This window comes from Bifidobacterium biavatii DSM 23969 (assembly GCF_000741165.1).
Lineage (GTDB): Bacteria > Actinomycetota > Actinomycetes > Actinomycetales > Bifidobacteriaceae > Bifidobacterium > Bifidobacterium biavatii.
The window spans coordinates 61,497-73,797 of sequence record NZ_JGYN01000023.1; the positions used below are offsets into that span (position 1 = coordinate 61,497).

Below are 12,301 nucleotides of genomic sequence, written 5' to 3' on the forward strand. Positions count from 1 at the left end.
AGCGGGCATCGTTCGTTGTTGCTGTTCCTGCCGGTAGCGCAGCCTACTGCTGGGTCGTCGTGGCGGAGGTTTGGGCCGGTTCCACGGCGGTGTGGATAAGCGCCTTGGGCAGGTTGGTCATCTTGTCGGCGGCGACGCAGCCGGAGATGCTCTCGATCGTGTCGCCGGTGGCTGGCAGCGCATCCTTGGCGGTCAGGTCGTTGAACGTGGCTCCGAGCACGACCGTGACGAGCATGTCGCTGCGGTCGTCCATGATCATCACCGCGTCGGTGAAGTTCGCGTTCACCGTGTACGCCTGCGCGATCGCGTTCTTGCCGAAGTAGATCACGGTGCGCTGGATGCTGCTGTCGACGATCGTGTCGCCGTTCTTGTCGAGGACTTCCTTGCCGTCCTTCTGCTTGGTGAGCGTGCCCGCGTCCTGCATGACGAACCCGCGGTTCGACAGCGCGTCGGTGACCGCGCCGGCAAAGCCCAGATGGTCGGTGCCGTTCTCCACCTGCACGGTGATGGTGTTGTAGGCCGGATACTTCGCCGGCTTGCCGTCGGATCCGTTCGGCACGCACGGCGCGGTCACGCCGTAATTGGGCTGCACGGCCGCCGTCTCGGGAATGCCGAGCCCGAACAGGTGGAAGTAGAACAGCAGCGACACCACCAGCGCCGCGGCCAGCAGCACGAAGGTGACGGAAAACACCTTGACCTGACGCCGGCGCATGTAGGCCTTGCGGGCCTGCCGCTCGTCGTATAGCTCACTCATGACCCGCTCCTCCGGTGTTTGATTGGTTCAGGCGTTTCGATTGTTTCAACCTTAGCTTCATCGCCTGACTCGCGGTACGGCGGGAGCCTGGGCCATGATAATGCGGTCCACGGCCCGCGACGCCGTCCACGCGCGGCGCACGTCCGCGGCCGCACGCTCGTCGGCGACGAACGCGACAACCGACGGTCCCGAACCGGACACGAACGCCTGACGCGCGCCCGCCGCGACGGCCTCGCGAATCGCGTCGCCGCTGCGCGGATGCAGCGCGATCGCCGCATGTTGCAGATGATTGTCGTCGCCGTCGCCGGCTCCCAGCCGGTCGAACGCGGCGTACACGGCCGGCGTGCTCAGCGCGTCCGCATACGCGCCGATCATCGCAAGCCCGGCGAAACCGCGTTCGCGCAACTGACGTGCGGCGGGGGAGTCGGAAGGAATATCGTCGATTCGTTCGCCGAATCCGGTGCCGCGCGCATATCCGCCGGTCAGGCAGAACGGCATGTCCGCGCCGAGCGTGGCTGCGATCTCGCGCAGCCGGCCGATTGGCCAGTGCAATGACCACAGTTCGTTCAGCGCGAGCAGTGCGCCCGCCGCGTCGGCCGAACCGCCGCCCAGTCCGGCGGCCACGGGAATGCGCTTCTCGATGCCCAGCGACACGTCCGGCTCGCGGCCGCACGCCTCGGCGAGCGAGAACAGGGCCAATACGGCATGGTTGCGGCGCATGTCGCTGCCGGTGCTCGCCAGGTCGCCCAGATGCTCGCCGGTAAGGTCGAGCGAAAAGCCGCTGCCCGGCTCCTTGCGCGTGACGGTGACCGTGTCGTAGACGCCCATGCCGCAGTAGATCGTGTCGAGCTCGTGGCGGCCGCCCCATTCGGCGCGCGGCGCGCCCACGTGCAGGGTCAGGTTGGTTTTGGCTGGCACGTCGACGCTTACGGTAAGCGGCGGGACGCCAGACGGAACGTCTGTCGGGACGTTCGACGGAACGTGCGATGCTGCGGCGGACGTGCGGTGGCGGTCGGCGCGCGGGCGGACCGGGGTGAGCGTGTCAGTCATGGTCGGCTCCGCTGGTCGCCGGTTCGGCCGTCGGTTCGGCCACGGACCCGGCCGTGCATGCCGCCGCCAGCCGCGCGAAATCGGCGATCGTCAGCGTCTCACCGCGACGGGTCGGATCGATGCCAGCGCGCCCGAACGCCTCCGCCGGCACGGTTTTCTTCAACGCGGCGTGCAGCGTCTTGCGCCGCTGGCCGAACGCCTCGTCGATCAGGCGGAACGTGGCCTCGCGGTCGGCACCGCCGGCCAGCTCGGCCTGCTCGTCCGGTGTGTGACGGTCGAAGCGCACGAGCGCGGAATCGACATTCGGGGCGGGCCAGAACACGTTGCGGCCGATGTTGCCCACGCGGCGGGCCTTGCCGTACCAGGCGAGCTTCACGCTCGGCGTGCCGTAGATCTTGTTGCCGGGTTCGGCCGCGAGCCGGTCGGCGACCTCCTTCTGCACCATCACGAGGAACGAATCGAGGTTCGCAAAGCGTTCCAGCAGCGTCAGGATGATCGGCGTGGCCACGTTGTACGGCAGGTTGGCGACCAGCGTGAACGCGGCGTCATCGTTGAAGTCGGGCACGTTGTTGGGCGTGACGGTGAGTGCATCGCGGTTGACGACGCGGAACCGGTCGACCGCGTCCGGCATGAATTCGGCGATCGTGCGCGGCAGGCGTTCGGCGACCGGCGGGTCGATCTCGATCGCGGTCATCGCCGCGCCCGTTTCGAGAATCGCCAGCGTGAGCGAGCCGAGGCCGGGACCGACCTCCATGACGTGCGTGTCGGCCGTCACGTCGGCCTCGCGCACGATGCGGCGCACCGTGCCCGGGTCGATCACGAAATTCTGTCCGAATTTCTTGGTCGGGCTGATGCCCGCGTCGGCCGCGATCCGGCGGATGTCCGCCGCGCCCAGCAGACGGCCTTGCCGGTCCTGCTGGTCCTGCGTCGCCGTCGGCTCCTGTTCTTCGCTCATGTTCACCTCTCGTTGCTGCGGTTGCCCGGTTGCCCCGGATGCTCCGGTTTCGTGGCCGGTTCGGGGATGACGGGTTCGTGCCGTCGTGTCCTGCCTGCCATTGTCCCTCATGCGAGGGGCGCGACGCGATCAGTACCAGCCTTCCTTTTCCGAATGCTCCCAAGCCTTAGACGGCGAGCCGTAGCGCTGCGCGATGTACGCCAGTCCCCAGTCGATCTGGACGGCCGCGTCGTTCTTCCAGTCGGCGCCGAAGTCCGCCATCTTGCTGCCGGGCAGCGCCTGCGGGATGCCGTAGGCGCCCGACGACTTGTTCTCCGCCGACCAGGACCAGCCGGATTCGCGGTTCCACAGCTTGACCAGCGCGGTCCAGTCGTCGCCGGTCCAGCCGCGTTGGGCCGCGGCGCCGGATGCGTACGCCTGCGCCTGCGCGGCAGTGGGGCGCCACAGGCGCGCGTTGGAGGCGTCGCTGCTGCTGTTGCCGGTGTTGCCGTTGCCGTTGGACGAGGATCCGCTGTTGGAATTGTTGCTGTTGTTGCCGGCATTGCCGCTGGAGTTGGTGTTGGAGTTCGAGTTGTTGGAGCTGCCGGAATTGCTGCTGTTGCCGTTATTGCCGGCGTTGCCCGAGCCGTTCGCGTTGCTGTCCCCGGAGTTGCTGGAGTTGCCGTTGCTGCCGGTGTTGCCCGAGTTGCCGGATGAGCCGCTGCCGGACGACGATCCGCCGTTCGTACCGCCGGAGTTGTTCGGCTTGCCGTTGCCCGACGTGCCGCCGTTCGGCTTGCTGTTGCCGGCGTTGCCCGACGTGCCGTTGGATGACGACGATCCGTTGCTGGAAGCGTTCCCGTTGTTCTTGTCCGTGGAACCGTTCGTCGTCGTGCCGTTGCCGGATGCGCCGTTCGAGCCGTTCGCGGACGATCCGCCATTGGCTGAGTCGTTCTTGCCGCCGGCGTTGCCGTTCGTATCGGCGTTGGTATCGGCGTTCGCATCATCGGACGACTGGCTGCCGGACGTACCGGACGACTGGCCGTTCGTCTTGCCGGACGACGCGCTGCTATCCGCATCGTCGCTCTTGCTGGTTTCCGGCTGTTTCGTGCCGACCGCGATAATCGTGTCGATCGCGATCTTCGTCGTCGTTTCCGACTTGAGCTTCTCCGACTCCTTCTTGCCGTCCACGTACGTGACGCTGTACGTCTGCTGCTTCTCGCCGTCCTCGCCCTGCTGGCGCACCACGGTCGTGCCGGCCGCGAGCGACGGGTCCTCGATCGTCTGCGTGCCGTGCGGGACCGCGACGGTGCGCGTCTCCTCGCCGTGCGTGACGCGCTGCACGCGCAGGATCGTCTTGCCGCCGTCCTTTTCGACGCTCACGCGATCCTCCTTGCCGAGCGTGATGCCCTTCGAGTCGAGGATCGACGCGGCCGGCAGCTTGCCGTTCGGTGCGACGGAGCTCTTGCCGTCGGCGATGACGGTAACCGGACCGTCCGCGTTGATGACGAGACCGCCGGTCAGCTTGCTGTAGATGTTGTCGATGTTGACGGTGACCTTGGCGGCGGCGTGCTCGTTCGCCTCGAAGAAGCCGAGCAGCTGGGCCGCGCTGGTGGCCGTAGTCCAGAAGGGGACCTCCTGGCCGTCGATGCTGATGGTGGTCTGGTAGGCGCTCTGCACGGTCACCACCGAGTGATTCGTGAGTTTTTCGCCGCCCGCGCTCGATTCGACGATGTCGTGCGTCTTCACGTCGATGCCCTGCGATTCGAGCAGTCGGGACGCGCTCATTGCATACGTGGTCACCGTCGTGGTTTCGCCGTTGACCGTAATCGCCACGGTTTTGCGTGCGGTGAACATGAACATGCCCAGCGATACTGCCAGAACGACGATCGCACTGGCCGCGACGCGCAGTCGACGCAACTTTACAAATCGTTGCGGGGTCCATCGTCTTGCCATCGTTACCATCTTTCCGTATGCGGGCACTACGTCACGCATTGTAACCGTTCGGTCTGAAAGCGTTGGAATCGCGCTGCGCGCGATGTCGATGAACAAAGAAAAAAGGGGGCGGGAGAGAAGGGGAAATTCCCGCCCCCTTGATAGGGGCAGAGCTGGTTGGGGGAATGCCCTGCCCTCGTCTCCAGAAGCCACAAGTTGGGGGAAGACTTCTGGGACTCGCTTACTCGGGTTAAGTTTTCCAACGCAACATTGCGTACGTATCTACTATACGACGTTTTGCCGCGCGACGAGCCTCTTGTCGGGATCGAACCGACGACCTGCCGCTTACAAGGCGGCCGCTCTGGCCATCTGAGCTAAAGAGGCGCTCCCGTTGCCTTACGGCAACTTCGGACGAATGACTAGCATACCAGCAAGTCCCGAATGTTCAATTCGGCTGGTGTCATATGTCGGCGTATGCGTGGGGCCCGCCGTCCCAAGCGGAACGGCGGGCCCCACGATTCACGTCAAACGATCGATGATTCAGCCGAACGTCACTCGCCGGTCGTCAGCGAAATCGGCTGCTTGTCCGAGCCGATCGACGGCAGCGTGTTCGCGTCGCCGACCTTGCTCGAATCCAGGCCGATCGACTGCAGGAATCCGTCCGTCACGGACAGACCGGCCGTCGACACGTCGGACAGGTTCCAGCGCGTGCCGTTAATCATCACCGTCGGCGTCGTGAACGAGCCGGCGTACGAACCCGTCGTGTTCAGCAGCTCCTTGCGCTTCGGCGTGTACGTGTTCATCGCGTCCAGCCAATCCTGATAGTCGCGGCCGTACGCCTTGTCGGCCACAGCCTGCGAGACGCCGGCGGCCACGGCCTGCTCCTTGAGCTTGTCGTCGCTCACCGACTTGTACGAGCTGCCCTCCTCCGGCTGGAAGCCGTCGGCGTACACGTTCTTGACGTATTCGAGCAGGTGGTTCGGATCATCGTCATGGTCGGCGATGTACAGCGCGGAGTTCGCCACACGGCTCGAATAATCGTCGGTCGAATAGCTGTCCATGAACGAGAGGAAATGCAGGTCGAGGTTGAGCTGGCCGGCGTCCATAAGCTTGATGAGCGTCGGGTCGAGCTGGCGGTTGAGCGAACCGCAGCCCGGGCAGATGAAGTCCATGTACACCTGCACGGTCGGCACGCCTTCCACCGACTTGCCGTAGCCGTCCTTGGAAATGAGAATGCCGCCCTTCTTGTCGGCGCGCTCCGGCTTGACGGACACCGCCTGCACTGCGTTGTACGCCTCCGTGACCGACATGTTGGCCTTGGCCTGCTCCTCGGCGGACTTGCGCGTCGAATTGAACACGGCGATGCCCGCGACGATAACCAGCACGGCCACGATCGCCACGGCGATCACGCCGATGATGGTCTGCTGCTTGCGTTCCTTGGCCGCCTTCTCTTCGGCCGCGCGCGCGAGCGCCTCCTCGGCGGCGCGACGGTCGGCCCGCGATTTGCGCCTGACAGTCTTCTTCGGATCCTGAGCCATGATAAAAGTCCTTTCAACCCAACAATCTCGCTCATAATAACCGATTGCCGTGCGGCTCCGCCGAGAGCGTTCATGTCCTTACCATGTCCGGACGGCAAGTTCGCCCAGCGTTCACCAGATACCGTATGCCGTATTCAAGTTCCCTTGTCAGGGAGCTGGCAGACGAAGGCTGACTGAGGGGTAGTCATACCCGTTGCGTCACAATCACCAGATGCCGCTGATGAGTGGCCACCAGTTGATGATCGGGTTCACGCCGAGCTCGATCGCGGCCACTGCCGTCATCGCCGCCCAAAGCGCAAACAGCACGCGGGAACGCGTGACGCGGCGGTCGCGATCATCCCCATCGCCGTACGGCTCCTCCGGCTTCAGCCCGCGCAACGTGCCCGCGCCGAGCCGCACCGTCGCCGCGTTCGCGGAAAACACGGACAGCATCCAGCCGATCGCCGCTCCCGCCGCCAACGTCATGCCGCTGGCCGACAACGGCGACGCGTCCAGAATCGGCACGGTCAACCAGTCCACGCCGAACAGGTCCATCGACGTCTTCGGCAAGCCCAGCGACCACGTCGCCAGCAGCGTCATCACGGTCATCGGCGCGGCGAACAGCAGCGTGCGCAACGCGGCGAACGGCAGCGCCTTCACCAAATGCCACGGCAGGCTCGCCGCGCGCCTCCACGCGTCGCTCGGCCGGCGCTCGCCGCCGCGGCGAGACTCGCGCAACAGCTGCGCCTCGGTCGAAAATCCGGCCGCGATCATCAGCCAGAGCAGCACGGCCGCAAGCATCGCCGCGACGAGCGGCAGGGATGCAGCCAGCACGGCGACCGGAATCGTGAGCGTCCACAGCGGCATCAGGCCGCGCGACCGGTACATGCCGCGGCGGATCGCCACCTGTTCGGGGGAGGGGGCGGCGAACGTCGGTTGCTGCCATTGCTGCTGTTCGTCCTGCGGCGGCAGGGACGGCGGTTGCGTCTGGCCGATCGGCTGCGGTTCGGCGGTGTCGGTGATGTCGTCCGTGCTGTCGGATGTGCGACCGGCCGGTTCGGCAGTCGGCATCGGCCGCATGACCTGCGTGACCTCCGGTTCGCGCTCCGTGCGCGTCGTGCGCGCGTCGGCGTCGGGATTCGCGACGGGCGACGAGATGACCTGCGTGGCGTCGGTCGCAAGCGTTTCGGTCGGCAGATCGCCGATGGTCTGCGTGCGCGCGGGATCGTCGCCGGCAGCGTTCGTTCGCTGCGGCAGACCGTCCGGCATGACCGTGGTGCGCGGCACGGATGGCGCGGGACGGTTCGGAATGACGATCGTCGCCACGTTCGGGATGGCCGACGATGACGGCGGGCGCGACGGTTCGGCGACTGCGCTCGGGTTCGCTGGCGTTTCGGCAGTGCCAGCGAGCCTGCGCAGGGCCGGTCGGCCGCCCGCTGCGTCCGGCTGGAACCGGTCGACGGGATGCTCCGACGTTGCGCGCTCGCCGTCGGATCGTTGCGGCGGCTGCGGGGGCTGTGAGGGTTGCGCCGATTGCAGCGGCACGGTCGCCGACGGTTCGATCGGCGGCAGGATCGCCGTGCTTTCGTTGCTCGCCGCGGCCAGTCCGGTGCCGGGGGCGTTCGGCTGCGGCTGCATGACGATCGGCGCGTTCGGTTGCGTGGCCGCACGGTTGCGTTCGGCCGCGATGATCGTCGGCTCGTCGCGCCACAACAGGCGCGGATTGCCCGCGCCCGTCGCGTCAAAAGGGCGCACCACCTCCGTCTCACCGCTTTCCAGCGCCGCCTCCTGCCAGACGGTCGGATTCAACGTATCGACTGCAATCGCATGCAGCAGCTCGTCCGGTGTACAACGTTTGCTGCGATCGGGGTTCAATGCCGAACGGAACGCGGCCATCGTGCCGGCGGGCAGGCCCGTCAGATTCGCGTTGCCGCGGGCCGCGCGCTCCAGCACCGCCATCATCGGCTTCGTGCCGAACACGGGCGAGCCGGTCGCGGCGAACGCGAGCACGGAGGCGACCGACCACCAGTCCGTCTCGTCGTCCGACTCCTCGCCGTCGATGATCTCCGGCGCAATGAAACCGGGCGTGCCCATCACCAGGCCGGTGCGCGTCACATGGCTCTCGCCGCCCGTCATCGCAATGCCGAAATCCACCAACACCGGGCCGGACGCCGACACCATCACGTTCGTCGGCTTGATGTCGCGGTGCACGATCCCGGCCGCATGCACGGCCTTCACCGCATCGATCAGCTTGCGCGCCAGTCGTTCCAGATCGTCGCCGATATAACGGCCGTTCGCCTTCACATCGTCGCGCAGATTGCGGCCCTCGATCAATTCGGTCACGATGAATGCGAGCGAATCGTCCAACTCCATGTCGACGATCCCGCACACGCCCGGATGATCGACCTTTTTCAATGCCATCGCCTCGCGGCGCAACCGTTCGCGGGCAGTCACGCGCTCGCGAACGTCGTCATCGTTCATGTCGGCGTTCTCGTCGTCCGCCAGCGAATCGCGCAGAATTTTCATCGCGTACTCCTGGCCGCCGTCGTCGCGGGCGCGCCAGACGGAGCCCATTGCCCCCGCCCCCAGACGGGACACCAGCGTATAGCCGCCGACGATGTCGCCCGTCTGCAAATTCAACGCGTTCAAGTCACTCATGGCTCCCATCCTAGCCAAACATCCGTTCGACTGGCAGGGTGTGCCGCGGTGTCGGCAAAGGAATCGCGGCACGCGATGTCGCCTTGCCGCGCCCGGTGGCTGCGTACGGAAATCTATTGGCGCAGCGCCCACTTCCATGCCGGAATGACGTTGATCGTCCCCGCGTCGACGCCGACCGTTTCCTCGTCGCGCAAGGTCAGGATCGTGCCGGAATCAAGCCCGGTACGACGCATGACCGCAGTCAGCGAGCCGATTTCGCGAGCGCGGGTTTTCTCCGTCGTCATGTAGGCAGCCACTTGGAACAGTTCGTACGGTTCGGCCGCCAGTGCGTCGCCGACAAGAAAGTCGACCTTTTCCTGCCGCTCGTCGGGCATGGTGTACGACGTCACAGCTTCGGTTCTCCGTCCGACGGTCCGTCGTCGTAGCTCGCAGAACACGGCCGTTTCCAGCCGCTTGCCGAGATCCTGCTGGTTGGCCCGCGACACGGCGTACGCCATGCCCTGATCAACCGCGTAGATTTTGGGCACGCTCGTGCTGTTCGGCTTGAACGACGTGCGGTATTCGGGCAGCTCGTGGATCAGATACGCCTGCTTGAACAGGTCCAGCAGCGTATTGACCTTGTCCCAATACACTTTCCATCCGTTGGATTTGAGCGCTGCGACCAGCGAGTTGACCGACAGCTCGCACGCCGTGTTGCGCAGCAGATACAGCGCGGTCTGCGTCGCCATCGCGATGTTCTCGCGGCCGAACCGTTCGGCGACGTCCCGAGCGACCACGTCGCGCATGTAACCCTGCAGCATTTCGGTTCGATCCGGGGCGTCAAGACGCTGCACTCCGGGGAACCCTCCGGTGATCAGGTACTGTTCATATGCGCTTTCGAAGTCGGTGATCTCCTGCGGGGAGAACGCGTCGGCGGTTGCGTCGCCGCGTTTCGGCACCGTGATGCCGTGGAACAGGCAGTATTCGCGGAACGACAGTGGCGCCATCTCATGCGGATGCGAACGGCCGCGGAAGTTCGTCGCGATCTCGTCGCTGGACAGCTTCGACGACGATCCCGTGATGACCAGCGTCACTTTCTCGTGTTCCGCAATCCGCTGGCAGAACCCCTGCCAGTTCGCGCATTCCTGCACTTCGTCGAGAAACAGGTATGCTCCGTCACGCCGGGCGTCGGGAACCTGTCGCCAGTATTCGTTGACGATGTCGTCCAGCACGGTGTCCGGCATCGGCAGCAGCCGATCGTCGGCGAAGTTGAAATACAGAATATGGTCGCGCGGAACGCCGGAATCCAGCAGATCGCGGATTTTCTGGAACAGGTAGAACGTTTTGCCGCAGCGGCGGATGCCGGTGATGATGTGCACGATGTTGAACGCGGCCGGCTCGTCGAGCTTGCGGATGATCTCGTCGCGGCGGAATGGGGTGGGGAAGTCGAATCGCATCGATTCTCGCACGAGCATGGCGTACGATTCGCGCGGATTGTCGGGGACCATGGCCCATGCCTCCTTTCGGCGTGCTTTGGCGTAGCGGTTGCCTCTTTGCCATTCCATGCTACAACTTCTCAAAAATTTTGAGAAGTTTGGAGGAAAACTTCTCAAAAATTTTGAGAAGTGTTGAGTGAGGGGCCTGTATGACCAATCTCCCTGCCGTGCTTCCCGATCCCATAGTCGATGGCAATCGCGGCCGGGGCTGTCACTGCGGTGACAATAAATAATATGGCTGTCAGCACAAGTGCCGCCAGTGTACCGTGTATGCCCACAATGAGACCTTCGAGCACGGAGAAGCTTGGGGTGGAATGTCGGTTGTGGGCATAGGCAGGACAATGCGGGCAGTTCGAACCGGTCCTGCCGACAGGCGGATCTTGGTCGTGGGCATAGACCGTCCATTACCACTTGCCGATCGTGGGCATAGGCCGTTCATTTGCAAGGTTGTGGGCATAACTGGTACATGAACGGGCCTGTTTTCGTCCGTTCATGTACCGTGTATGCCCACGAATCTTGGGCGGGCGGTTGAGGTGCGGGGGGGGGGGGGGCATTTTGCGTTGTTTGTGTGATCGCAAACAATCGTATCGATATGATTTGCAAATCGGCGGCAAAAGCGTCGAAACACGCCGTTGACGCGGGCGCGGCGGCGTGTATAGTGGAACGTGGCTCAGCGAAGAGATCTTCAACGAACCGAAGATAACTGAACGCCGAGGTTTGGGACTTAGCCAATGTGGGAAGTCATGGACTGAAGCACAGCAACAACCAAAAATCCCTTTACAACGGATCGTGAGACACGTACCTGTCTCTGAAAGGATGAAACATTATGGCAGAAGTCGTTTTTGACCATGTCACTCGTATCTACCCGGGCAACGACAAGCCGTCGGTGGATGATCTGAATCTGGATATCAAGGACGGCGAGTTCCTGGTGCTGGTTGGCCCGTCTGGCTGCGGTAAGTCGACGACCCTGCGCATGCTCGCTGGTCTGGAAGAGGTCAACAAGGGCCGCATCCTCATCGGTGGCAAGGATGTCACCACGATGCAGCCGAAGGACCGCGACATCGCCATGGTGTTCCAGAACTACGCTCTGTACCCGCACATGACCGTCGCCGACAACATGGGCTTCGCCCTGAAGATCGCCGGCACCCCGAAGGACGAGATCCGCAAGCGCGTCGAGAAGGCCGCCGAGATCCTCGACCTGACCGAGTACCTCGACCGCAAGCCGAAGGCTCTGTCCGGTGGTCAGCGTCAGCGTGTCGCCATGGGCCGTGCAATCGTCCGTGAGCCGAAGGTCTTCCTCATGGATGAGCCGCTGTCCAACCTCGACGCCAAGCTCCGTGTCCAGACCCGTACCCAGATCGCCGCTCTGCAGCGCCAGCTGGGTGTCACCACCCTGTACGTGACCCACGATCAGACCGAGGCTCTGACGATGGGCGATCGCATCGCCGTCATCAAGCTCGGCATCCTGCAGCAGGTCGGTGCCCCGACCGAGCTGTACGATCGTCCGGCCAACGTCTTCGTCGCCGGCTTCATCGGCTCCCCGTCGATGAACCTGAACACCCACCCGGTGGTCAACGGCAAGGCGAAGATCGGTGAGGACACCGTCGATCTGCCGAAGGAAGCGGTCGCCAAGCTGACCGCCGAGGACGGCAACAAGATCGTCGTCGGCTTCCGTCCGGAGGACGCCTCCCTGGCCACCCCGGATGACCCGAACGCGTTCTCGCTGAAGGTCGTCAACGTCGAGGATCTGGGTTCCGACGGCTACATCTACGGCAACATCATCACCGATGGCTCCGCCGCCGAGGCCTCCCAGGTCATGTCCGACCAGAACAAGCTCACCACGATTCGTGTGAACCCGCGTGCGCTTCCGAAGGTCGGCGACACCGTCAAGATCAAGATCGATCCGTCCAAGATGCACCTGTTCGCTCCGTCGACCGAGCTGCGTCTGAACTAGTCGATCGGCCTCTTGGCCCGATAG

The 12,301-nt window shown here is 64.4% G+C and carries 8 protein-coding genes and 1 tRNA gene; 1 reads left to right on the forward strand and 8 read right to left on the reverse strand.

The window, feature by feature from the left end:
- Positions 1–43: 43 nt before the first annotated feature.
- The 8 genes from BBIA_RS08500 to BBIA_RS08535 form a co-directional block, all read right to left on the reverse strand.
- Positions 44–754, reverse strand: a complete 711-nt coding sequence (locus BBIA_RS08500; RefSeq protein ID WP_033495007.1) for a LytR C-terminal domain-containing protein — start codon at positions 752–754, stop codon at positions 44–46.
- Between the two features lie 57 nt (positions 755–811).
- Positions 812–1,804, reverse strand: coding sequence for a 4-(cytidine 5'-diphospho)-2-C-methyl-D-erythritol kinase (locus tag BBIA_RS08505; protein ID WP_081892184.1), 993 nt, complete (start codon positions 1,802–1,804; stop codon positions 812–814).
- Entirely contained in the window at positions 1,797–2,759 is a 963-nt protein-coding gene (rsmA, locus tag BBIA_RS08510) for a 16S rRNA (adenine(1518)-N(6)/adenine(1519)-N(6))-dimethyltransferase RsmA (protein ID WP_051923923.1), read from the reverse strand. Before rsmA ends, BBIA_RS08505 begins: the two co-directional genes overlap by 8 nt.
- 129 nt (positions 2,760–2,888) lie before the next feature.
- Positions 2,889–4,694: an aggregation-promoting factor C-terminal-like domain-containing protein gene (locus tag BBIA_RS08515; RefSeq protein ID WP_033495008.1), complete on the reverse strand. Its 1,806-nt coding sequence runs from the start codon at positions 4,692–4,694 to the stop codon at positions 2,889–2,891.
- Between the two features lie 289 nt (positions 4,695–4,983).
- Positions 4,984–5,057, reverse strand: a tRNA-Thr gene (locus BBIA_RS08520).
- Positions 5,058–5,224: 167 nt separating this feature from the next.
- A complete protein-coding gene (locus BBIA_RS08525) occupies positions 5,225–6,211 on the reverse strand; it encodes a DsbA family protein (RefSeq protein WP_033495010.1) in 987 nt (328 codons plus the stop codon).
- Between the two features lie 204 nt (positions 6,212–6,415).
- On the reverse strand, positions 6,416–8,857 hold the full coding sequence (locus BBIA_RS13865) for a serine/threonine-protein kinase (protein WP_152600605.1): 2,442 nt from the start codon (positions 8,855–8,857) through the stop codon (positions 6,416–6,418).
- 104 nt (positions 8,858–8,961) lie between these two features.
- On the reverse strand, positions 8,962–10,392 hold the full coding sequence (locus tag BBIA_RS08535) for an ATP-binding protein (RefSeq protein WP_238548476.1): 1,431 nt from the start codon (positions 10,390–10,392) through the stop codon (positions 8,962–8,964).
- A gap of 757 nt (positions 10,393–11,149) precedes the next feature.
- On the opposite strand from BBIA_RS08535, the gene BBIA_RS08540 reads away from it, so the two are divergent.
- The gene (locus BBIA_RS08540; protein WP_033495042.1) at positions 11,150–12,277 is read left to right on the forward strand and encodes an ABC transporter ATP-binding protein; all 1,128 of its coding nucleotides are present in this window, start codon (positions 11,150–11,152) and stop codon (positions 12,275–12,277) included.
- Positions 12,278–12,301 lie beyond the last annotated feature (24 nt).